Here is a 21,364-nt window from a genome sequence, read left to right as displayed (position 1 = left end):
TCATGTCACGCCAAGCCACTTCGTTACGCCCGCTTTTCAGCCTTGGCCGCGTCTTGCTGGCGGCGCTCGCCATCGGCGCTGTCGGCACGCTGGTCGCGGCGTGCGCGGGCAACCAGGCCGCGCTCTCGGATATCCGCTACGACCTCGGGCCGCTCGAAGCCCAGGCCGCGCCGCCCGGGTCGCCGTCGTTGCCGCCGCTCAAGATCCTTGAAGTGAGCGCGCCGCCGCCGCTCGATAACGACGGCATCCTCTATCGCATCAGCGGCGACGCCCAGCGCGAAAGCCGCTACGCCAACAGCCGCTGGACCATGTCGCCCGCGCGCCTGCTCACGCTGCGTCTGCGCACCTCGCTGTCCTCGCGCGCGACGGTGCTCTCGGGCGCCGACGCCGTGCCCGCGCCCATGCTCAAGGTCGAGCTGACCCAGTTCGAACAGGTGTTCGACAGTTCGACTTCCAGCTCCGGCGTGCTGGCCGCGCGCGCGACGCTCATGCAGGGCGGCAAGGTGATCGCGCAGCGCTCGTTTGTTGCGCGCGCCCCGGCTGGCTCGCCCGATGCGGCAGGCGGCGCAGCGGCGCTGCGCGCGGCAAGCGACGATTTCGCGGGCCAGGTCGGCGCGTGGCTGAGCGTGCAGTCGTTCGCCGGCACGCCTTGAGGTACGCCTTGCCCGCCGCGTGCGGCGGGCTGCGGCAAGAGCAGTGAAATGAGCGGCGACAGCGCTTCCCGTCCACCCCCCGATATTTCACCGAGCGGCGATCGCGAAGCCCGCGCGCCCGAGGTGCTGCCGCGCCACGCCTCCACGCTCTCGCGGCAGTCGTTGGCGCTTTACGCCGCGCTGATCGTCTACGGGTCCTGGTATCCGTTCTCGGGCTGGCGCTCGCTCGGCCTGGGGCCGTTTGCGTACCTTGGCGATCCCTTTCCGCGCTACTGGACCGCTTTCGACGTCATCACCAACGTGCTCGGCTATATGCCGTTCGGGGCGCTGGCGGTGCTCGCGGTATGGCCGCGCTGCCGTGGGCTGCGGGCGGTCGCGCTGGCGACGCTCGGCGGCACGCTGCTTTCAAGCGTCATGGAGGCGGTGCAGACGTATTTGCCCACGCGCGTCGCCTCGAATCTCGATCTCGCCACCAATGCGTTCGGCGCGCTGCTCGGCGCGGCGCTGGCGGCGCCGTTCACGGGCGCGCTGCTGGAGCGCGGCTTCCTGCGGCGGCTGCGCTTTCGCTGGTTCGAGCGCGATGCCGGAGCGCTGATGGTGCTGGCCGCGCTCTGGCCGTTCGCGACGATGTTTCCCGCGCCGCGCCTGTTCGGCATGGGCGACTGGCCGCGCGCGATCTGGCAGCGCTTCGACGCGTCGATGCAGGATGCCGTGCTCGCGTGGACGCCCGCCGGCTGGCATCTGCGCGTGTTGCCCGATGCGCTCGCCGCGCGCCTGCCCGAGAGCGACTGGGAAGCGCTCGTGACGATGCTGAATCTGTTCGGCGCGGCGGCCTTCGCCTCGCTGTCGATGCGCGAGCGCGCGCCGCGTGCGCGGCTCATCGTGCTGCTGCTCGCGGCCACGGTGGTGGTGAAGGCGGGCGCGACCTTCCTGCAGTCGCAAAGCGGCCTGCTGTTCGACTGGGCGACGCCGGGCGCGCTCGCGGGCCTCGTCTGGGGCACGCTCGCCGCTTTTCTGGCGCTGCGTCTGCCGCGCACGGCACGCGCGGCGGCGGCCACGGCGGCGCTGGCGGTCGCGCTCGTGCTGGTGAATCTGCTGCCTGTGAATCCCTATTTCGATGTCGTGCTGGCCGACTGGCGCCAGGGCCGCTATCTGCATTTCAACGGCCTGGCGCGCTGGCTCGCCTGGATCTGGCCGTGGGCCGCGCTCGGCTGGACGGCGTTTTCGCTCGAGCGCGCATGGCTCGCCCGGCGCGCGCGAACGCGGCAGGAATGAGGTTGCAACGAGGCCGCAACGGGACCAATGCAGCAAGCTGCAACGCCCGCGCCAGGCCGGGAACGATCGCGCCGCGCTCGTTATAATCGGCGACGTCCCTTCATTGACCTCTCTCTGACAGGCAGCCGCAGCATCGCGCAGGCCGCGCCGCGCGAGCCTGGTCGAGCTTGATCGACCTTGCGGCCAGACCCGTCCCCACCGGTACCCACGCCATGACCGATTCCTTCTACAAGCACCACGTCTTCTTCTGCCTGAACCAGCGCGATCCCGGCGCCGAGCGGCCGAGCTGCGCGAACTGCAACGCCCAGGCGATGCAGGAATACGCGAAAAAGCGCGTCAAGCAACTGGGCCTCGCGGGTCCGGGCCAGGTGCGCATCAACAAGGCGGGCTGCCTCGACCGCTGCGAGGAAGGCCCGGTCGTGGTGGTGTATCCCGAAGGCACCTGGTACACCTACATCGACGAAAGCGATATCGACGAGATCGTCGTTTCGCATCTGCAGAACGGCCAGGTGGTCGAGCGTCTGCTGATCGACCGCCAGGATGTCTGATCCTTGCTCAGCCCGCAAAACGTAAAAACCGCAGAACGATGAACGCACAAACCGAGAAGTTTCATATCGACGGTCCCGTCGGCAAGATCGAATGCGCACTCGACCGGCCGGACGCGGGCACGCCCGTGCGCGGCATCGCGCTCGTGGCGCACCCGCATCCGCTCTTTGGCGGCACGATGGACAACAAGGTCGCGCAGACGCTCGCGCGCACGCTCGTGCAACTGGGCTACGTGACGTATCGCTCGAATTTTCGCGGCGTGGGCACGACGGACGGCACGCACGACAACGGCATCGGCGAGCAGGACGATCTGCTCGAACTGCTCGGTTACATGCGCGCGCAGCCGGGGCAGGGCGACGTGCCGCTGGTGCTCGCGGGCTTTTCGTTCGGCACCTTCGTGCTCTCGCACGTCGCGAAGCGCTATCAGGAAGCAGGCGGCGAAATCGAGCGCATGGTGTTCGTCGGCACGGCGGCGAGCCGCTGGGAAGTCGCGCCCGTGCGCGAGGACACGCTCGTGATTCATGGCGAACTCGACGACACCGTGCCGATTCTCTCGGTGTACGAATGGGCGCGCGAGCAGGAATTGCCGATCGTCGTGATTCCGGGGGCGGAACACTTCCTGCACCGCAAACTGCACGTTCTCAAACGCATCATCGTCGACGCCTGGCGTTGAGCGTAGATAAACGTTGTTGCCGCCGCGCGCGCCTGCTGCAAGGCGCGCGTTTGCCGCGCGAAGGCGATCGTCAGAAATACCTTGAGAAAAAGTTGAGAAGCACACCGAAAAACACGAGCGGATAATTCGCGACGCGTGAAAAATGCACGACAGGTATGCGCAAACGTGCGGCTTCAACAAAAATCGCCCCTACGCGACGCGTATAATGAGCGCTCTTTTTGCGGCAGCCGCGCCCGTCTGGACTGAGTTCAGGCGCGTGAGCGAGGCGCCGCATTCCGGCTCACCCGACTGTGCGCCGCATGGCGCGCACCGTTCGTCCTGACCCCAATCCCGTCCGACCTGAACCTATGCGTTTTCTCTCCAACGGCCAACAGTCCTCTTTCGTTTCCCCTTCCATCGTTCGTACCCTCACGCTCGGCGCCACGCTGCTCGCGAGCGCATCGGCCTTCGCGCAGGTGCCGCCGCCCGCAGTGAACGCGCGCTCGTGGGTGCTCGTCGACGCGACCGCCAACCAGGTGCTCGCGTCGGGCAACGCTGACGAGCGTGTCGAACCCGCCTCGCTCACCAAGCTGATGACGGCGTACCTCACGTTCGAGGCGCTGCAGACCAAGAAGATCTCGATGGAGCAGATCGTCACGCCGAGCGAAGCCGTGCGCCGCGTGAAGACCGACGAATCGCGCATGTTCATCGAGGCGAACAAGCCGGTGTCCGTGCACGATCTCGTCTACGGCATGATCATCCAGTCGGGCAACGACGCGGCCATCGCGCTGGCCGAACTGGTCGGCGGCAGCGAGTCGAACTTCGTCAACATGATGAACGCCGAAGCGCAGAAGCTCGGCATGTCGCACACGCATTTCGCCGACGTGAACGGGATGCCCGACCCGAATCACTACACGACGGCCGGCGACCTCGCCACGCTGTCCGCGCGCCTGATTCGCGACTATCCCGAGTACTACAGCATCTTCTCGGTGAAGGAGTTCAAGTACAACAACATCAAGCAGCCGAACCGCAACCGCCTGCTGTGGATCGACCCGACGGTCGACGGTCTGAAGACCGGCCACACGCAAGCCGCGGGCTACTGCCTGATCGCATCGGCCAAGCGCCCGATGGCGGGCGGCGGCGATCGCCGTCTGGTCTCGGTGATGATGGGCGAGCAGAAAGAGCACGACCGGGTGCAGGACAGCCTGAAGATGCTCAACTACGGCTATAGCGCCTACGACACCACGCGCATCTACGGCGCGAACCAGGCCGTCGCCACGCCGCGCGTGTACAAGGGCGCGGCGGACAGCGTGAAGGTCGGCGTGAAGAAGGATCAATACGTGACGCTGCCGAAGGGCGCGGCCGACAAGGCCAAGCCGCAGGTCGAGATCACCAGCCCGCTGATCGCGCCGCTCGCGAACGGCCAGCAGGTCGGCACGGCGAAGTTCGTCGGCGCTGACGGCAAGGTGCTCGCGCAGTTCCCGCTGGTCGCGCTCGACGCCGTGCCGCAGGCCGGCATCGTGGGCCGCGTGTGGGATTCGCTGATGCTCATGTTCAACAAGAAGAAGTAATTCGCGAGCCACCCGACGCCCATGTCCCCGACTTCGACGACGAACGAAGCCGCCGAGCCCATCGTCTGGCTCAACGGCGAACTCACGCCGCTTTCCGAAGCGCGCGTGCCGGTGCTCGACCGCGGCTTTATCTTCGGCGACGGCATCTATGAGGTGGTGCCCGTCTATGTGCTCGAAGCCGGGGATGAGTCCGGTGCGCTGGAAAAGGTGCGCGTGCCGTTTCGCATCGCCCAGCATCTCGCGCGGCTCGCGCGCTCGCTCGACAAGGTGGGCATCGCCAATCCGTTTGACGAAGCGGGCTGGCGCGCGCTGATCGCGCGCGTGATCGAGGCGAACGAAGCGGCGGGGGCGCTCGCGCGCGATGCACATGCGAACGTCTATGTCCAGGTGACGCGCGGTGTCGCGAAGCGCGGCCACGCGTTTCCGGCCGGTATCACGCCCACGGTGTTCGTGATGGTCAATCCGCTCGTGATGCCCGGCGACGCGCAGCGCGCGGCGGGCGTGGCGTGCGTAACGGCCGAAGATCGCCGCTGGCTGAACTGCGATATCAAGGCGACTTCGCTGCTCGGCAATGTGCTGATGGCGCAGAACGCCGTCGAGCATGGCGTGTTCGAGACGATCCAGTTGCGCGACGGCTGGGTGACCGAGGCGTCGTCGTCGAACGTGTGGGTCGTGAAGGACGGCGCGCTCTACGCGCCGCCGCGCAGCAACAAGATTCTCGAAGGCATCCGCTATGGGCTGATCGAGGAGCTGGCGCTGGACTGCGGCCTGCGCTTCGAAGCGCGCGAGATCGACGAAGCGGCGCTGCGTGACGCCGACGAACTGCTGGTATCCTCGGCGACCAAGGAAATCTTGCCCGTGGTCGCGCTGGACGGCGCAGCGGTGGGCAACGGCAAACCGGGGCCGGTTTATGCCGCGCTCTACGAGGCGTATCAGCGTGCGAAAGCGCATGAGGCGCGTGCGGTGCGTGAAAGCCGGCGAGCCAGGCGAGCCAAGCTACAGGAAGTGGAAAAATGACTGCAACACAAGTGATCGGCGCTGGCGCCGAAGCCAGGGAATCGCTGATCGAATTCCCGTGCGATTTCCCCATCAAGGTGATGGGCAAGACGCATCCGGAATTCGAATCGACCATGATCGCGGTGCTGCGCGAATTCGACGGCGGTTTCGACGAAACGACCATCGAAAAGCGCCCGTCGAGCGGCGGCAACTACATCGGTCTCACGGTGACGGTGCGCACGACGAGCCAGGCGCATCTGGACGATATTTACCGCGCGCTCACCGGCCATCCGATGGTGAAGATCGTGCTGTAAAGACCGGCGCGAGGCGTCGAGTCGTGCAAAAAGGGTTGCTTCCGGGCAGCCCTTTTGTTTGCGCGGCGGTATCTAGACCGTATCGCCTTCGCTCGCGCGCAGGGCTGCTGCGGCGGCCGTCATCAGCGGCCCGGCTTCGCAGGCGTCCTCGTAGAGGCGCCTGAAACGCGCCACTTCGTCGAACACCCATGCGCGGAACGTCTGCACGCGCTCGGTCTGCAGGCGCTGCGGCGTGCTGATGAAGTAGTAGCGCCACGGGCTTGGCCCGTCGATGTCCTTGAACAGGCGCACGAGGCGCCCGCGCGTGATCTCGTGCATCGCGAGCGAGCGGCGCACGAGCGCGATGCCCTGGCCGTCCATCGCGGCCTGCAGCAGGTTCGACGAATCCTGGTAGAGCACGCCGCGCTTGGGCTCGGGCATGTCCTGCAGCCCAGCGGCGTCAAACCACGGCCGCCAGAGTTCGTCGTCGGAGCGCAAGAGCGGCAGCCTGGTCATTTCACGCGGGTCCGCAGGCAGCTTGCCGTCGCGGAAATCGGGCGAGCAGGCCGGGAAGAAGATTTCGTCGAGCAGCAGTTCGGCGTGGAGGCCCGGATAGTGGCCGTAGCCGAAGCGGATCGCCACGTCCACGTCGTCGCGCGCGAAATCGGTGAGCGAATTGGTGGACTGCAGTTCGACGTCCCACTGCGGATGGGCTTCGATGAAACGGCCGATGCGCGGCGTCACCCAGCGCGCCGCGAACGACGAGAGCATCGACACGACCAGGCGCCGGTCGCGGTCGCCCGCGCGGATTTCCTGGGTGGCGTGCGCAAGCTGGCCGAGCGCGTCGCGCACCTGGCCCGCGTAGCGGCGGCCCGTGTCGGTCAGGCGCACGCGCTTGCCGTCGCGCGCGAACAGCGCCACGCCGAGTTCGGCTTCGAGCGCGCGAATCTGGTGGCTCACCGCGCCGTGGGTGACGAAAAGCTCGTCGGCGGCACGCGAAAAGCTCTCGTGGCGAGCGGCGGCTTCGAAGGCCTTGAGGGCGTTCAGCGCTGGAAGTGTGCGCAGGTCCATCGTACTTTTTCTCACATAGCCGTGAAAAATGATCGTTTTGTCCGATCCCTTGTGTTGTCTACGATTGTAGCCATCGGAGCAGGGCATTCGGAGGCTGAAATGAGAGAAATTTCTTCAGATATCACGTTCGAAGTCGAGGCAAATCAAGTCGCATCGGTGCGCGTGTCGCGCAGCACCCGGCTGACGGTGCGCTGCGGCGCGGTATGGGTCACGCGCAGCGACGATACCGCCGACTACTGGCTGGAGCCGGGCCATACGCTGCGTCTGCGGCGCGGCGAGCGTCTGTGGATCGGCGCGGAGCAGGGCACGGCGGCCTGGGTGGCGTTCGCGACGCCTTCGCGCATCGGCGAGCGCGCGCTCGACTGGGCCGCGCGGCAGGCTGCGCGTGTCGGGTTTCATGCGGGCGACGGCTGGCGTACGGTCTGACCTTGCGTACAAGCATCGCCTGGCACAAGGGCGGGCGCTCACCGGACGGAGCGCCCGTTTCGCTTTTCGCGACATGCGCAAGATACTTTGGGTCGCAGACCCCTCGGCGCGCTTGTCCCGAATTGGGTAAACTCCGGAAATCATGTGCGCCACACCGGTTTCATCCCCGCTTAATCACTCCGACCCCGTCACTGCGCCGATCGCAGAACCGATCGTCCTGCGCTGGCGCGGCACCGAGCCTTACCCGATCAGTTTCGACGCCATGCGCGCGTTCACCGCGCAACGCGACGCGAACACGCCCGACGAAATCTGGCTGGTCGAGCATCCGGGCGTTTTCACGCTCGGCCAGGCCGGCAAGCCCGAGCATCTGCTGATCGCCAACAGCGGCATCCCGCTCGTGCAGATCGACCGTGGCGGCCAGATCACGTATCACGGGCCGGGGCAGGTGGTGGCCTATCTGTTGCTCGATCTGCGCCGCCGGAAGCTGATGGTGCGCGAGCTTGTCACGCTCATCGAGCAGGCCGTGATCGAAACACTGGCGGCGTATAATCTCGCCGGTGAGCGCAAGGACGGCGCGCCCGGCATTTACGTGCCAGATGACGCGCCTGGCGAGAGCGCGGCCCACCGTGGCGCCAAGGTCGCGGCGCTCGGCCTGAAGATCCGCAACGGCTGCAGTTACCACGGCGTGAGCCTGAACGTGTCGATGGATCTGAGCCCGTTCCTCGCGATCAATCCTTGCGGCTATGCGGGCCTTGAAACTGTCGATATGGCGACGCTCGGCGCACGCGCGACGTGGCGCGAAGCGGCGCAAACGCTCGCGGCGCGGCTCGAAGCGAACTTGGCTGCTCATGCCGCCGCGCTTGCCGCGAAGGACAGCGAGACGGTGCAGGCAGCGGCGCAAGCAACGGCGCGATCAACGCCGCAAGCAGAAACTCTTCAGGCAGCCGAAGCGGCTGTCGCAGACCCCGCGGCCGAAGCGGCCGCCGTGGACCCGGCCGCTCGCGCGGTCTGAAGGCGGGCAACCGCCACAACCGCAGGCTGGCGTTCCCCGGCGGCCTGACTGGATCGAAAGCATGACTGACGTGATTGCCAACCCCGCAACGAATTCCGCAGCGAATCCCGGTGCCGACGCCGTTCCCTACGACGCCACCGCGAAGCAGAAAGCGCAGGCCAAGACCGCGCGCATTCCCATCAAGATCATTCCCATCGAGAAGCTCAAGAAGCCCGACTGGATCCGCGTGAAGGCGGCCACGGGCAACTCGCGTTTCTACGAGATCAAGAACATTCTGCGCGAGCACAACCTGCATACGGTGTGCGAGGAAGCGAGCTGCCCGAACATCGGCGAATGCTTCGGCAAGGGCACGGCGACGTTCATGATCATGGGCGACAAGTGCACGCGCCGCTGCCCGTTCTGCGACGTGGGCCACGGCCGTCCCGATCCGCTCGATCCGGAAGAACCGGGCAACCTCGCGCGCACCATCGGCGCGCTGAAGCTCAAGTACGTCGTGATCACGAGCGTGGACCGCGACGACCTGCGTGACGGCGGCGCCGGCCACTTCGTCGAATGCATCCGCCAGGTGCGCGAGCATTCGCCGGAAACCCGCATCGAAATCCTCACGCCGGACTTCCGCGGCCGTCTGGACCGCGCGATCGGCATCCTCAACGCCGCGCCGCCGGACGTGATGAACCACAACCTCGAAACGGTGCCGCGCCTCTACAAGGAAGCGCGCCCGGGTTCGGATTACGCGCACTCGCTCAAACTGCTCAAGGACTTCAAGGCGCTGCATCCCGAAGTCGCGACCAAGTCGGGCCTGATGGTGGGTCTGGGCGAAACCGAGGAAGAAATCCTCCAGGTGATGCGCGACCTGCGCGCGCACGACGTCGACATGCTGACGATCGGCCAGTATCTCCAGCCTTCGGAACACCACCTGCCGGTGCGCTCGTACGTGCATCCCGATACCTTCAAGATGTACGAGGAAGAGGCGTACAAGATGGGCTTCACGCACGCGGCCGTTGGCGCGATGGTGCGTTCGAGCTATCACGCCGATCTGCAGGCGCACGGCGCGGGCGTGGTGTAACCCCGCTGCGTCTCGTTCGTCTCCTGAGAAAGCCCGCCTCGCGCGGGCTTTTTTGCGTCCGCTTTTGGGTCTGTCCTTCCGGATTCCCGGACGCATTCAATCCGCATTTCTGGAAATCCAGATTGGGCCTTGGCATGGCTCGCCCAAAAGCCTTGTAAATCAAGGCTGACGGGGCTTTGCGCCGCTGGCATCAACCTTGCAAATAAGAGCGCGCGGCCAACCCCCGGCCGCGACATAAAAAACAGCAGCGATGTATGGGACCGGAGTAAGCCGCTAAAGCGGCAATTCTGGTCCACAGGAGACAGCCGATGTCCGATTACCTCTGCCGGTTTCGCTGATTCCCCCCGTTTCGATCTGTCGCGGCATGGCGCTCGAAAAGCGCGGCCATCGGCTTAACTCATTGCAGGCACCCAAAGTGAAGAAACCTCTCCACAAAGTCCTCTACTTCCAGGTGATCGTGGCGATCGTCGTCGGCGTGGTTCTTGGCCATTACTGGCCGGCCATCGGCATCGACATGAAGCCGCTAGGCGACGCTTTCATCAAGCTCATCAAGATGGTGATCGGGCCGATCATCTTCTGTACCGTCGTGACCGGCATCGCCGGCATGGAGGACATGAAGAAGGTAGGCCGCGTGGGCGGCAAGGCGCTGCTCTACTTCGAGATCGTCTCGACCTTCGCGCTGCTGCTCGGCCTGATCGCCACGCACGTGCTCAAGCCGGGCGCGGGCTTCAACGTCGACGTGCGCACGCTCGACGCCAAGGCCGTGGCGAGCTACGCCGAAAAGGCGCACGGCCAGAGTTCGGTCGACTTCCTGATGCACATCATTCCGGACACGATCTTCTCGGCGTTCGCGCAGGGTGAGATCCTTCAGATCCTGCTCGTCGCGATGCTGTTCGGCGCGGTGCTCGCGCAACTGGGCGAGCGCGGCCGCGTGGTGACCGATCTGATCGACGGGCTTTCGGGCGTGCTGTTCGGCGTCGTCAAGATCGTCACGAAGCTGGCGCCGATCGGCGCGTTCGGCGCGATGGCCTTCACCATCGGCAAGTACGGCGTGGGCTCGCTCCTGCCGATGCTCAAGCTGATCGGCACGTTCTATCTGACCTCGATCGTGTTCGTGCTGGTCGTGCTGGGCGTGATCGCGCGCTTCGTCGGCTTCTCGATCATCCGCTTCGTTTCCTACATCAAGGAAGAGCTGCTGATCGTGCTGGGCACGAGTTCGTCGGAATCGGCGCTGCCGCAACTGATGCAGAAGCTCGAACGCCTGGGCTGCTCGCGCTCGGTGGTGGGCCTCGTGGTGCCGACCGGTTATTCGTTCAACCTCGACGGCACCAACATCTACATGACGATGGCGGTGCTGTTCATCGCCCAGGCGACCAACACCGACCTCACGTGGACGCAGCAGCTCACGCTGCTCGCGGTCACGATGCTGACCTCGAAGGGCGCCAGCGGCGTGACCGGCGCGGGCTTCATCACGCTGGCGGCGACGCTGGCCGTGGTGCCGACGATCCCGCTGTCGGGCATGGTGCTGATTCTCGGTATCGACCGTTTCATGAGCGAGTGCCGCGCGCTGACCAACATCGTCGGCAACGGCGTGGCGACGGTCGTGGTGTCGGCATGGGAGAAGGAACTCGATCGCAACAAGCTGCGCGCCGTGCTGGCGGGCGAGTCCGAAGCGGTGAAGGAAAGCGCGGGCGTGTAAGTCCGCGTGAGCGGGCGGCGCGCTGTGTGCCGCTCCGCTTCCAGGTTGCTGTACCGGTTGTACCTGCAGTAAGCGGCGCGAGCCGCTGGGCGGCGCGTTGTTCACCCCTGTCGATCCAGAGTTGGCGCTTTAGCGCCTTACTCTGGTCCCATGCAGGGCTGTCGATGCGTCGTCCGTTTCCTCCCCCGCATTCTCCGGCGTTCACCGCCTTCCACGATCGGCCGCCTCGCGCGGTATGCGTGTGCCACAATCCCATCCATCCCCGCTCGATCATCCGGAAGCCTCGCCCGTGACGCGCCGTCTCGTCCTGCTGTTTGCGCTCGCCATCGGGCTCGCACTCGTGTGCGCGCTCGCGTGGTCGCTCGCCTGGCAGACCGGCATCGACGCGCTGCGCCTGAACGCCGCCGTGCGCGGCGACCGCACGACCGCCGCGCTCAAGGGCACGCTGGAGCGCTACGAATCGCTGCCCTATCTGGTGGGCGCGCATCCGCTCGTGCAGGACGTGCTCGCCGATCCCAATCCCGAACGCGTCGCCGCGGCCAACCGCTATCTCGAAGACGTGAACCGCCACGCGCGCGCCACGACGACCTACATCATCCGCGCCGATGGCATTTGCATCGCGGCCAGCAACTGGCGCGGCGCGGACAGCTTCGTGGGCGTCGAATACCGCTTCCGGCCGTACTTCATCGAAGCGGCGAAGGGCGATGTCGGGCGTTTCTTCGGCATCGGCACGATCTCGCGCGATCCGGGCTACTACATCTCGCAGCCGGTGCGGCGCAACGGCCAGATCGTCGGCGTGGCGGTGGTGAAGCTCAATCTCGAATGGTTTCCGGGCTCGGACGCCTCCGAGCCGCTGCTCGTCACCGACGACCACGGCGTAATCTTTCTCTCTTCGGTGCCCGCGTGGAAGTACCGCACGGTGAGGCCGCTGCCGACCGACGTCGTGGCGTCGATCGACCAGACGCGCCAGTACGCGCGCCAGGACATCGCGCCGCTGCCCGCGAGCGTCGAGCGCGTGCTGGAGGGCGACGCCGATATCGTGCGCATCGGCAGCGGCTTGCGCGCGCCGCGCTATCTGGAGACGCGCCGCGCGCTGGGCGAACCCGACTGGCATCTGGTGACGATGTCGCCGGTCGCGCCGGTGCTCGACGCCGCGCGCAACGCCACCATCATGACGGGCTTCGGCTATGTGTCGCTGTGCCTGCTGGCGTTCTACTGGCGCATGCGCCGCGCGCGTGTGCGGGAAGTGGTGAAGAGCCGCGCGATGCTGCAAAAGGCCTACGCGATGCTCAACGACCGCGTGGCCGAGCGCACCGTCGATCTCTCGCAGGCCAACGAGCGCCTGCAACGCGAAGTCGCCGAGCGCACCCGCACCGAACAGGAGTTGCGCGCGACCCAGGACGAGTTGATCCAGGCGAGCAAGCTGGCCGCGCTCGGGCAGATGGCGGCGGGCATCACGCACGAGCTGAATCAGCCGCTCGCGGCGCTGCGCAGCTTCTCGGACAACACGCGCGTGTTTCTGGAGCGCGGCCAGTACGACGCGGCGCACGAGAACCTGGAGGCGATCGGCTCGCTCACGGAGCGCATGGGCAAGATCGTCAATCAGCTCAAGCTGTTCGTCGGGCGCGCGAAGCCGCGCGGACAGCGCTCGCCGGTGGCGCGCGCCGTGCGCAATGCGCTCGCGCTGCTCGGCAAGCGGCTCGAAGGCGTGCGCGTCGAACTCACGCTCACCGATGGCGACGCCGCGAGCACGGCGCTCGATCCGCATGGTGAGTATCCCGAACTGATTGCGCAATGTGACGATCTGCGCCTCGAACAGGTGCTCATCAATCTGATCGGCAATGCGCTCGACGCGGTGGCGGGCTTGCCTGCGCCATGCATCGTCATCGACGTGCGGGCGCAGCCGGCGACGCTGGAAATATCGGTGCGCGACAATGGACCGGGGATTCCCGCCGATGTCATGCCGCGCCTCTTCGAGCCGTTTTTCACGACGAAGGAAATGGGGCAGGGCCTGGGGCTGGGTCTCGCGATTTCCTCGTCGATCGCGCGCGACTGCGGCGGCGCGCTCACGGCGCACAATGCGGCTGACGGCGCGGTGTTCGTGCTGACGCTGCGGCGCTCGCGCGTGAATGCGGCGGCGGGCGATGTGACGGGAAACCGCGCGGGAAACCGCGCGGGCAACAACGCCGGCACTGCGGACGCGCCGCGCGCGTAGCTTTGACGCCGCGTTTTAAGCCGTATCGGCACAAAGAAACAAGGAAGACGGAACGAACATGGTCAGTCCAACGCCCGGCCGGGTGCTTTATATCGAGGACGACGAACTGGTGCGCCGAGCCGGCGTGCAGAGCCTGCAACTCGCGGGCCTCGATGCCACCGGCTACGCGAACGCCGAAGCCGCGCTGCCGCTGGTCGATGCAGGCTTTCCGGGCATCGTGGTGAGCGACATCCGCTTGCCGGGCATGAGCGGCCTGGACCTGCTTGCGCAGTGCCACGAGCGCGCGCCCGACGTGCCCGTGATCCTTGTCACCGGTCACGGCGATATCTCGATGGCCGTGCAGGCGATGCGCGACGGCGCCTACGACTTCATCGAAAAGCCCTTCGCTTCGGAGCGGTTGATCGAGACCGTGCGCCGCGCGCTTGAGCGCCGCACGCTGATACTCGAAAACCTCGCGCTGCGCCGCGAACTGGCGGGGCAGAACACGCTCGCGCCGCGCATCATCGGCAAGAGTCCGGCGATCGAGCAGGTGCGCCGGCTGATCGCGAACGTCGCGCCGACCGACGCGTCCGTGCTCATCAACGGCGACACGGGCGCGGGCAAGGAACTGATCGCGCGCAGTCTGCACGAGCTGTCGCCGCGCCGCGACAAGCCCTTCGTCGCGGTGAACTGCGGCGCGCTGCCCGAGCCGATGTTCGAGTCGGAGATGTTCGGCTACGAGCAGGGCGCCTTCACGGGCGCGGCCAAACGCCGGATCGGCAAGCTCGAACATGCGGCGGGCGGCACGCTCTTTCTCGACGAGATCGAGAGCATGCCGCTCGCGCTTCAGGTGAAGCTGCTGCGCGTGCTGCAGGACGGCGTGCTGGAGCGGCTGGGCTCGAATCAGCCGGTGCGGGTCGATCTGCGCGTGGTCGCGGCGGCCAAGGGCGACATGAACGAACACGTCGCGGCGGGCACGTTCCGGCGCGACCTGCTGTATCGGCTGAACGTGGTGACGATTGCACTGCCGCCGCTCGGCGAGCGTCGCGAGGATATCGTGCCGCTGTTCGAGCATTTTCTGCTGGACGCGGCGGTGCGCTACCAGCGGCCTGCGCCGCTCTTGACCGAGCGCGACCGCATGCGCCTCGCGCAGCGCGACTGGCCCGGCAATGTGCGCGAGCTGCGCAACGCGGCGGACCGTTATGTATTGGGGATTCCCGACGATGTCGCGCCGCCCTCGCAGGCTGGCGCGGACGATGCGCTGCCGCTCAAGGAGCGCGTCGAGCAGTACGAGCGCGCGCTGATCGCCGATGCCTTGCAGCAGACGCACGGCGCGGTCGCCCAGGCCGCCGAGCGCCTGCAGATGGCGAAGGCCACGCTGTACGAGAAGATCCGGCGTTATGGGCTGGTTGCGCGGCAGGACAGCGAAACGCGCGGGTGATGGCGGGCGGCGGCTCAAAAGCGAAAACGGCAGCGAAATTCGCTGCCGTTTTATCTTTGCGTGTTCCTGGATCGAATGCCGATCAGGTCGACAGCGCTTTCTTCAGCAGTTGATCGAGTTCCGCGAACTGCGGCTCGCCGACATAGCGCTTGAGGATCTTGCCGTTGCGATCGACCACGAAGGTCGTCGGCGTGAGCTGCACGTTGCCGAACTGCTTCGCAGCGGAACCGTCGTCCATCGCCACCTTGAAGGGCAACTGACGCGTCTGGGCGTAGTTGGCGACGTACATCGGCGCATCGTAGTTCATCGCCACCGCAACGAATTCCAGGCCATCGCCCTTGAAACGGTTATAGGTCTGGATCATCTGCGGCATTTCCTGCATGCAGGTCGCGCAGCTCGTCGCCCAGAAGTTGATCAGATAAACCTTGCCCTTGAGGTCGGCGGTCGATACCTTCTGGCCCGACAGCAGCGTGAAGGTCGCGTCGGGCACGCGCTGCTGGCTGCCGAAGAAGGCGAAGTAGCCGGCCACGGCGATGGCGACGACAACGATCGCCGCGGCGATCTTGCTGATCGTGCGTTTCGCGCCGGAGCGCGCTTGCGGGGAATTCTGCGATGCGGACATGGGTGAAGCCTCTGGCGCCGATGGGCGCGCAACGTTGCTGGTCTGGCGGAGCCAGTCTATCTCGCAATAGCTCGGGCGAACATTGTAGCGCCGAATTTCCCGGCATAGCGGTTGCGGCGGCACGCGCGGGCGCGAGCGCAGGATAATGGCCGGCGCTATCCCGCCTGTTCACGCGTGCTCACTATTGCGCCTCATTGACCGATCTCATGTTTATCGACGCCATTCGCTCGCGAATCCTGCCGACATCCTCGCGCTCGCTGGCCGCGAGCGCACTGCTCGCCGTGTTTTCCAGCGCACTCATCGCCTGCTCGCCGACTTACGACTGGCGCACGATCTCGAACAACGCAAACGGCTACAGCGTCGATATGCCCGCGAAGCCCGGCTCCGAGGCACGCAGTATCGACGTGGACGGCACGCCGATGCAGATGCACATGCAGACCGCCGAGGTGGGTGGCGCGGTGTTCGTGATCGGCACGCTCGACCTGCCCGATGCGCAACCGGCCACGCAGCAAAAGGCGCTCACGTTCCTGCGCGACGGCCTGGCGCGCAACGTCGGCGTGCCGCCGGACGCCCGCGCTGTGGCCGTACCGCTGGCGGCGGGCGGCAGCGTGCCGGGCTTCGACCTGGAACTCTCGGGCAAGGCCGGCGCGAAGGACGAAACGCGCACGATACACGCGCGCCTTGTGGCGAAGGGAGCGCACGCTTACCAGCTTGCGATCGTGGGGCGCGAACAGCCCGCTGTCGAGCAAGTCGATCAGTTCTTCCAATCGTTCAAACTGTATTGAGGAGAGCCGAGTGACTGCGCGCGGACGCATTGAATTGTTAAGCGTTTGCACGCCGAAGTGAAAGTGCTCCCCTGGGTTTACGAGCTATCTGCTGGATTTGATTGAGGGTTTACGGGTTACCCACAGGTCCTGTGGATAACTTTGTGGGTAAGACGGCGCCGATGCCCGCAAAAGGCCGTGCTGTGGGCTTTTTGTTAGTTTTGGCGGCTGCCTGACGCTTTTTGAAATGTATAAAAATCAATGACTTACGTTTTTGATTCCGGCGAAATGCGAATCGTGTCTCAAAACGCTGCCAATACAATGAAGTGTGCATAAGTCAAGTCTTGACTTCGATTTTTTGATCCTTCTGAAGGATGGAAGCGGCCGTGGCCGCACCGGCTATTTGCGTGCTCGGGCCGCTGGCGTGGACGCGTTGTCTTCCTGATTGATCCGCACTACTGATCGCTGAACGCGCGCCGATACTGCACCGCTTCAGCGACATGCGCCGCCTCGGGCATGGCGGCGCCCGCGAGGTCCGCGATCGTGCGCGCGACCTTGAGCGCGCGATAGTAGGCGCGCGCCGACCAGCCGAAGCGCTCGCCCGCTTCGCGCAACAGTGCTTCGCCTGCGTTATCCGGGCGGCAGACTTCGTCGGTTTCGCGGCCGCTCAGTTCGCGGTTGGTCTTGCCCTGGCGGGCGAGCTGGCGTTGGCGCGCCGCCGCCACGCGCGGGGCAATCGCCGCGCTCGGCTCGCCGGGCGTGGCGGCGCGCGAGGCCAGTTCGGCGGGCGGCAGCGCGGGCAGCTCGATCTGGATGTCGATACGGTCGAGCAGCGGCCCGGACAGCTTGCGCCGATACCGTGCCGCGCCTTCCGGCGTGCAGCGGCAGCGTCCCGACGGATCGCCGCGCCAGCCGCAGGGGCAGGGGTTCATGGCGGCAACGAGCTGGCACGCGGCGGGGAAGTCGGTTTGCCAGGCGGCGCGCGAAATGGTGATCGAGCCGGCTTCCAGAGGCTCGCGCAGCGTCTCCAGAACATGCCGATCGAATTCCGGCAACTCGTCGAGGAACAGGACGCCCAGATGCGCGAGCGTGATCTCACCGGGCTGAGGGGGATTTCGCCCGCCGATCAGCGCCGCCGCGCTCGACGAATGATGTGGCGCGCGAAACGGCCGACGCCGCCACTGTTGCGGCGAAAACCCAATCGCGCTGGCCGAAAGCAGCGCCGCGCTGGCAAGCGCTTCTTCGTCGCTCATCGGCGGCAGCAGGCCGGGCAGGCGCGCGGCGAGCATCGATTTGCCCGCGCCCGGCGGCCCGACCATCAGCAGATGGTGGCCGCCCGCCGCCGCGACTTCGAGCGCGCGGCGCGCGCCGCGCTGGCCGATCACGTCGGCCATGTCGGGCGACGGCGTCGAGCGTGTGGGATCGGGCGGATGCGCGCGCACGGGACTGAGGCGCGCATCCTCGGCGCGCGCGAGATGGCCGCAGAGCGCGCGCAGGTCGGTGACGGCGTAAACGTCCACGCCGGGGACGAGTGCAGCTTCGGCGGCGTTATCGGCGGGCAGGTACAGCTCGGGCGGTGGAGCCGGGGGATTGGCCAAATGCGCGGCCAAATCCGCGGACCCAGGCGCGGCCTCATGCGCGCGAGCCGTACCGCAGGCCATCGCGAACGCCCCGCGCATGGGCCGCACGGCGCCGGTGAGCGAAAGCTCGCCCGCGAACTCGCGCGTGGGCGTGAGCGATGCGGCGGGAATCTGCCCGCTCGCCGCGAGGATGCCAAGCGCGATCGGCAGATCAAAGCGCCCCGACTCCTTCGGCAGGTCTGCCGGAGCCAGGTTGACCGTGATGCGCCGAACCGGGAAGTCGAAGCCGCAGTTCGAGAGCGCGGCGCGTACGCGCTCGCGGCTTTCGCGGACTTCGAGGTCGGGCAGCCCGACGATGGCAAACGACGGTAGCCCGTTGGCGAGATGAACTTCGACGGTGACTTCGGGCGCGCGGCCAGCAGCCGGCGCGCGGCTTTTCACCACGGCAAGCGACATGGAAATCTCCGAAAGGCGGCGCATGCCTGAAGTTGTTTCTGCGGTTTTCCCGCAGCTTCCCGCATGCGCCAGGCTGGTGAAGCGCGTGCCCCTTTACGGTTCCATTGCTAAACCGTTACGGCTCGCTTGCCTTATGGAAAATAAAGGATGGTGAAATCAATCAGGAGGACTGGCCAGTCGAAGGTGCGGCAACCGGCAGTTTCTGTTCGAGTTCGGCGACGCGGCGCTCGAGTTCTTCCAGACGCGCACGCGTGCGCACCAGCACCTGCGTCTGCGCGTCGAATTCCTCGCGCGTGACGAGTTCGAGCTTCGAAAAGCCTTGCGAGAGCATGGCGCGCACGTTGCGCTCGACATCGCGCGCCGGCGAGTTCTGCAGGAGTTCGCTGACCTTCGAATGCAGATCGTTGAATACGTCGTTCGGTTGTTTCATTCGGTTTCCCCTTCGCTGCACAAAAAATGTGCAGATTTCGTTTCGACTGTGCCTCGACCCGGATCGTGATCGATCTTGGTGCGAGACCCGCGAAGTCCTCGATGCCCATGGGCGCAACTGGTGCGCGGCGCTCAAGCGCGAGCCGCGTGCCCGACGTGAAGCGCGTCCAGCGTGCCCGGCTGAGGTTCGCACGTGTGCTTCCCGGCCCGCCGCGCTTCGTTCTCACGCCTATCCGCGCGCATCTGAAGCGATCGTGCCGTGCCTTGATCGTTGAGAACACTCTAGCAACTCTAGCCTGGCCTCGCCACCGCTCACGGCCCACGCTGGCCGTTCGGCCAGGGGCTTGCGCGGCCCGCGCGGCGCGGACTTCGGCGTGCGGACCGGCATTGTCCACGGGATGCGCGCTTCGTGCATCGAACTTCGTCGCAAGCCCCGCAAGAAAGCCCGTCGATCCCGCCTCGATCAAATTGGCACGGGTGTTGCTAATAACCCCCCGCGCACCGAATAACGGCTGGCTCGCGGTGCGTCGGCGGGGCGAGACCCGCACCGCAGGCGCCCGTTGCAGAAGTGAATACGGGATGAAAGCAACCACAGCGAGGACTACATGAAACTGATTACAGCAATCATCAAGCCGTTCAAGCTCGATGAAGCGCGCGAGGCTCTTTCAGCCATCGGCGTGTCGGGGATCACGGTCACGGAAGTGAAGGGCTTCGGCCGTCAGAAGGGCCATACCGAGCTGTATCGCGGTGCGGAATACGTCGTCGACTTCCTGCCGAAGGTGAAGATCGAAGCGGCGGTGACCGACGACATCGTTGACCAGGCCATCGAATCGCTTGAGCGCGCGGCCCGCACCGGCAAGATCGGCGACGGCAAGATTTTCGTCACCCCCATCGAGCAAGTCATTCGTATCCGCACCGGCGAGACCGGCTCCGACGCCCTGTAACGACAAACAGCGACCAGGGGCCAGGGGGAAGCGCTAAAGCGCCGACGCTGGCCGACACAAAGAGACAAGAGGAAACCGAGATGCGCAAACTTTTGATGTCCTTGCTGATGGCCGGCTCGCTGCTGGCCGGCGGCATCGGCGCCGCCCTGGCGGACGATGCGTCCGCACCCGCCGCGGCATCCGCACCCGACGCATCGGCCGCAGTCACGGCCTTCGCGCCCGCAGCCGACGCTGCATCGGCACCGGCCGCCGCGCCTGCCGCCGCCGCAGCCAGCGCTCCGGCTGACGCATCGGCCGCCGCAGCAGCCGCCGCGCCCGCCGCACCGACCGCGCCGTTCTCGGTCGATTCGTCGAAGATCAACTCGGGCGATACCGCCTGGATGCTGACCTCCACCGCACTCGTCCTGTTCATGACGATTCCGGGCCTCGCGCTCTTCTACGGCGGCATGGTGCGCAAGAAGAACGTGCTCGCGACGCTCATGCAGAGCTTCGCCATCACCTGCGTCGTCACGGTGATCTGGACGGTGGTGGGCTACAGCCTCGCGTTCACGCCGGGCAACTCGTTCATCGGCGGCTTCTCGCGCGTCTTCCTCGAAGGCATGAACTACATCAAGGGCGACAAGGCGACCACGCTGACCGTGAGCCACCTGGCGACGACGATTCCGGAGACCGTGTACTTCGTCTATCAGATGACGTTCGCGATCATCACGCCGGCGCTCATCACGGGGGCGTTCGCAGACCGCATGAAGTTCTCGGCGATGCTGGTGTTCATGTCGCTCTGGTCGATCATTGTCTACTCGCCGATCGCCCACATGGTCTGGGAACCGACCGGCTGGCTGGCAAGCGCGGGCATCCTCGACTTCGCAGGCGGCACGGTGGTGCACATCAACGCCGGTATCGCGGGTCTCGTGTGCTGCCTCGTGCTGGGCAAGCGCATCGGTTATGGCCGCGAAGTCATGGCGCCGCACAACCTGGTTCTGACGCTGATCGGCGCGGCCATGCTGTGGGTGGGCTGGTTCGGCTTCAACGCGGGTTCGGCAGTCGCGGCTGACGGCCGTGCCGGCTTCGCGATGCTCACGACGCAGATCGCCACGGCTTGCGCGGCTCTCGGCTGGATGTTCGCGGAGTGGATCGCCAAGGGCAAGCCGTCGGTGCTCGGCATCGCTTCGGGCGCGGTCGCGGGTCTGGTTGCGGTGACGCCGGCTTCGGGTTTCGTCGGCGTGATGGGCGCGATCGTGATCGGCGTGGTGGCAGGCGTGGTCTGCTTCTGGTCGGCTACGTGGCTCAAGCACAAGTTCGGCTATGACGATTCGCTCGACGCATTCGGCGTGCACGGTATCGGCGGCATCATCGGCGCGATCCTGACCGGCGTGTTCGCGGTCAAGGACATCGGCGGCGCCGACGGCAACGTGGTCCTGCAGATCAAGGGCGTGCTCACGACCCTCATCTACAGCGGCGTGGTGAGCTTCATCCTGCTGAAGGTGATCGACATGGTGATGGGCCTGCGCGTCACGGAAGAAGAAGAACGCGAAGGTCTCGACGTGATTCTCCATGGCGAGCGCGTCGAATAAATGCGTGAGGTTGCACGGGGTGGCAACAGTGCAGTAGCGTAGTAGTGCAGTAGCAGTACTGGAGCACAGCGACTTGGGCCCGTCCTTATGGCGGGCCCTTTCT

General features: G+C 66.1%; 20 protein-coding genes. 16 read left to right on the top strand and 4 right to left on the bottom strand.

Translation table 11 applies throughout. The features are described from left to right. Positions 1-2: 2 nt before the first annotated feature. The 7 genes from B0G62_RS03520 to B0G62_RS03490 all read left to right on the top strand — a co-directional run bounded on the left by B0G62_RS03520 (position 3) and on the right by B0G62_RS03490 (position 6,007). Positions 3-653 (top strand): ABC-type transport auxiliary lipoprotein family protein, encoded by a 651-nt coding sequence (locus tag B0G62_RS03520; RefSeq protein ID WP_103702524.1) that lies wholly within the window; start codon positions 3-5, stop codon positions 651-653. A 48-nt stretch (positions 654-701) separates the two neighbouring features. Then, positions 702-1,928: a VanZ family protein gene (locus B0G62_RS03515; protein ID WP_103702522.1), complete on the top strand. Its 1,227-nt coding sequence runs from the start codon at positions 702-704 to the stop codon at positions 1,926-1,928. Positions 1,929-2,140: 212 nt separating this feature from the next. Further along, entirely contained in the window at positions 2,141-2,476 is a 336-nt protein-coding gene (locus B0G62_RS03510) for a (2Fe-2S) ferredoxin domain-containing protein (protein ID WP_103702520.1), read from the top strand. 38 nt (positions 2,477-2,514) lie between these two features. Further along, positions 2,515-3,147, top strand: coding sequence for an alpha/beta hydrolase (locus B0G62_RS03505; RefSeq protein ID WP_103702518.1), 633 nt, complete (start codon positions 2,515-2,517; stop codon positions 3,145-3,147). 347 nt (positions 3,148-3,494) lie between these two features. After that, positions 3,495-4,697, top strand: a complete 1,203-nt coding sequence (locus B0G62_RS03500; RefSeq protein WP_103702516.1) for a D-alanyl-D-alanine carboxypeptidase family protein — start codon at positions 3,495-3,497, stop codon at positions 4,695-4,697. 21 nt (positions 4,698-4,718) lie between these two features. After that, a complete protein-coding gene (locus tag B0G62_RS03495) occupies positions 4,719-5,714 on the top strand; it encodes a D-amino acid aminotransferase (RefSeq protein WP_103702514.1) in 996 nt (331 codons plus the stop codon). Next, positions 5,711-6,007 carry a DUF493 family protein gene (locus B0G62_RS03490; RefSeq protein ID WP_103702512.1) on the top strand — a complete coding sequence of 99 codons (297 nt, stop codon included), beginning with the start codon at positions 5,711-5,713 and terminating at the stop codon, positions 6,005-6,007. The genes B0G62_RS03495 and B0G62_RS03490 overlap by 4 nt, the downstream gene beginning before the upstream one ends. 72 nt (positions 6,008-6,079) lie before the next feature. Here B0G62_RS03490 and B0G62_RS03485 read toward each other — a convergent pair whose 3' ends face one another. Next, positions 6,080-7,057 carry a transcriptional regulator GcvA gene (locus B0G62_RS03485; RefSeq protein ID WP_103702510.1) on the bottom strand — a complete coding sequence of 326 codons (978 nt, stop codon included), beginning with the start codon at positions 7,055-7,057 and terminating at the stop codon, positions 6,080-6,082. A 99-nt stretch (positions 7,058-7,156) separates the two neighbouring features. Here B0G62_RS03485 and B0G62_RS03480 point away from each other — a divergent pair, with 99 nt between their 5' ends. From B0G62_RS03480 to B0G62_RS03455, 6 genes are all read left to right on the top strand, one after another. Beyond that, positions 7,157-7,483: a DUF2917 domain-containing protein gene (locus tag B0G62_RS03480; RefSeq protein WP_103702508.1), complete on the top strand. Its 327-nt coding sequence runs from the start codon at positions 7,157-7,159 to the stop codon at positions 7,481-7,483. A gap of 142 nt (positions 7,484-7,625) precedes the next feature. Next, positions 7,626-8,495, top strand: a complete 870-nt coding sequence (lipB, locus tag B0G62_RS03475; protein ID WP_103702506.1) for a lipoyl(octanoyl) transferase LipB — start codon at positions 7,626-7,628, stop codon at positions 8,493-8,495. Between the two features lie 61 nt (positions 8,496-8,556). After that, positions 8,557-9,561, top strand: coding sequence for a lipoyl synthase (gene lipA, locus B0G62_RS03470; protein ID WP_103702504.1), 1,005 nt, complete (start codon positions 8,557-8,559; stop codon positions 9,559-9,561). Positions 9,562-9,925: 364 nt separating this feature from the next. Further along, positions 9,926-11,260: a dicarboxylate/amino acid:cation symporter gene (locus B0G62_RS03465; protein ID WP_103702502.1), complete on the top strand. Its 1,335-nt coding sequence runs from the start codon at positions 9,926-9,928 to the stop codon at positions 11,258-11,260. A 235-nt stretch (positions 11,261-11,495) separates the two neighbouring features. Next, positions 11,496-13,475, top strand: a complete 1,980-nt coding sequence (locus tag B0G62_RS03460) for a sensor histidine kinase (RefSeq protein WP_103702501.1) — start codon at positions 11,496-11,498, stop codon at positions 13,473-13,475. A 58-nt stretch (positions 13,476-13,533) separates the two neighbouring features. Continuing rightward, positions 13,534-14,895 carry a sigma-54-dependent transcriptional regulator gene (locus B0G62_RS03455; RefSeq protein ID WP_103702499.1) on the top strand — a complete coding sequence of 454 codons (1,362 nt, stop codon included), beginning with the start codon at positions 13,534-13,536 and terminating at the stop codon, positions 14,893-14,895. Positions 14,896-14,977: 82 nt separating this feature from the next. On the opposite strand, the gene B0G62_RS03450 is transcribed toward B0G62_RS03455, so the two are convergent. Further along, entirely contained in the window at positions 14,978-15,517 is a 540-nt protein-coding gene (locus tag B0G62_RS03450; RefSeq protein ID WP_103702497.1) for a TlpA disulfide reductase family protein, read from the bottom strand. A gap of 206 nt (positions 15,518-15,723) precedes the next feature. Here B0G62_RS03450 and B0G62_RS03445 point away from each other — a divergent pair, with 206 nt between their 5' ends. After that, on the top strand, positions 15,724-16,302 hold the full coding sequence (locus B0G62_RS03445) for a hypothetical protein (RefSeq protein WP_244193089.1): 579 nt from the start codon (positions 15,724-15,726) through the stop codon (positions 16,300-16,302). A gap of 434 nt (positions 16,303-16,736) precedes the next feature. Here B0G62_RS03445 and B0G62_RS03440 read toward each other — a convergent pair whose 3' ends face one another. Then, a complete protein-coding gene (locus B0G62_RS03440) occupies positions 16,737-18,317 on the bottom strand; it encodes a YifB family Mg chelatase-like AAA ATPase (protein ID WP_103702945.1) in 1,581 nt (526 codons plus the stop codon). Between the two features lie 160 nt (positions 18,318-18,477). Further along, positions 18,478-18,747, bottom strand: coding sequence for an accessory factor UbiK family protein (locus B0G62_RS03435; RefSeq protein WP_103702495.1), 270 nt, complete (start codon positions 18,745-18,747; stop codon positions 18,478-18,480). A 604-nt stretch (positions 18,748-19,351) separates the two neighbouring features. On the opposite strand from B0G62_RS03435, the gene B0G62_RS03430 reads away from it, so the two are divergent. Further along, complete coding sequence (locus B0G62_RS03430; RefSeq protein WP_103702493.1) at positions 19,352-19,690, top strand: P-II family nitrogen regulator; 339 nt, start codon at positions 19,352-19,354, stop codon at positions 19,688-19,690. An 80-nt stretch (positions 19,691-19,770) separates the two neighbouring features. Then, complete coding sequence (locus B0G62_RS03425; RefSeq protein ID WP_103702491.1) at positions 19,771-21,261, top strand: ammonium transporter; 1,491 nt, start codon at positions 19,771-19,773, stop codon at positions 21,259-21,261. The last annotated feature ends 103 nt before the right edge of the window (positions 21,262-21,364 follow it).

The organism is Paraburkholderia eburnea, from assembly GCF_002917095.1.
Taxonomy (GTDB): Bacteria; Pseudomonadota; Gammaproteobacteria; order Burkholderiales; family Burkholderiaceae; genus Paraburkholderia; species Paraburkholderia eburnea.
The sequence above is the reverse complement of the archived record's forward strand: the minus strand, read 5'-3'. Positions and strand labels throughout refer to the sequence as shown.

What these genes read in the sequence shown, in the direction of transcription:
- B0G62_RS03520 (WP_103702524.1), top strand. Translation starts at nt 3, where the DNA reads ATGTCACGCCAAGCCACTTCGTTACGCCCGCTTTTCAGCCTTGGCCGC.
- B0G62_RS03515 (WP_103702522.1), top strand. Translation starts at nt 702, where the DNA reads ATGAGCGGCGACAGCGCTTCCCGTCCACCCCCCGATATTTCACCGAGC.
- B0G62_RS03510 (WP_103702520.1), top strand. Translation starts at nt 2,141, where the DNA reads ATGACCGATTCCTTCTACAAGCACCACGTCTTCTTCTGCCTGAACCAG.
- B0G62_RS03505 (WP_103702518.1), top strand. Translation starts at nt 2,515, where the DNA reads ATGAACGCACAAACCGAGAAGTTTCATATCGACGGTCCCGTCGGCAAG.
- B0G62_RS03500 (WP_103702516.1), top strand. Translation starts at nt 3,495, where the DNA reads ATGCGTTTTCTCTCCAACGGCCAACAGTCCTCTTTCGTTTCCCCTTCC.
- B0G62_RS03495 (WP_103702514.1), top strand. Translation starts at nt 4,719, where the DNA reads ATGTCCCCGACTTCGACGACGAACGAAGCCGCCGAGCCCATCGTCTGG.
- B0G62_RS03490 (WP_103702512.1), top strand. Translation starts at nt 5,711, where the DNA reads ATGACTGCAACACAAGTGATCGGCGCTGGCGCCGAAGCCAGGGAATCG.
- B0G62_RS03485 (WP_103702510.1), bottom strand. Translation starts at nt 7,057, where the DNA reads ATGGACCTGCGCACACTTCCAGCGCTGAACGCCCTCAAGGCCTTCGAA.
- B0G62_RS03480 (WP_103702508.1), top strand. Translation starts at nt 7,157, where the DNA reads ATGAGAGAAATTTCTTCAGATATCACGTTCGAAGTCGAGGCAAATCAA.
- lipB (WP_103702506.1), top strand. Translation starts at nt 7,626, where the DNA reads ATGTGCGCCACACCGGTTTCATCCCCGCTTAATCACTCCGACCCCGTC.
- lipA (WP_103702504.1), top strand. Translation starts at nt 8,557, where the DNA reads ATGACTGACGTGATTGCCAACCCCGCAACGAATTCCGCAGCGAATCCC.
- B0G62_RS03465 (WP_103702502.1), top strand. Translation starts at nt 9,926, where the DNA reads ATGGCGCTCGAAAAGCGCGGCCATCGGCTTAACTCATTGCAGGCACCC.
- B0G62_RS03460 (WP_103702501.1), top strand. Translation starts at nt 11,496, where the DNA reads ATGCGTGTGCCACAATCCCATCCATCCCCGCTCGATCATCCGGAAGCC.
- B0G62_RS03455 (WP_103702499.1), top strand. Translation starts at nt 13,534, where the DNA reads ATGGTCAGTCCAACGCCCGGCCGGGTGCTTTATATCGAGGACGACGAA.
- B0G62_RS03450 (WP_103702497.1), bottom strand. Translation starts at nt 15,517, where the DNA reads ATGTCCGCATCGCAGAATTCCCCGCAAGCGCGCTCCGGCGCGAAACGC.
- B0G62_RS03445 (WP_244193089.1), top strand. Translation starts at nt 15,724, where the DNA reads ATGTTTATCGACGCCATTCGCTCGCGAATCCTGCCGACATCCTCGCGC.
- B0G62_RS03440 (WP_103702945.1), bottom strand. Translation starts at nt 18,317, where the DNA reads ATGTCGCTTGCCGTGGTGAAAAGCCGCGCGCCGGCTGCTGGCCGCGCG.
- B0G62_RS03435 (WP_103702495.1), bottom strand. Translation starts at nt 18,747, where the DNA reads ATGAAACAACCGAACGACGTATTCAACGATCTGCATTCGAAGGTCAGC.
- B0G62_RS03430 (WP_103702493.1), top strand. Translation starts at nt 19,352, where the DNA reads ATGAAACTGATTACAGCAATCATCAAGCCGTTCAAGCTCGATGAAGCG.
- B0G62_RS03425 (WP_103702491.1), top strand. Translation starts at nt 19,771, where the DNA reads ATGCGCAAACTTTTGATGTCCTTGCTGATGGCCGGCTCGCTGCTGGCC.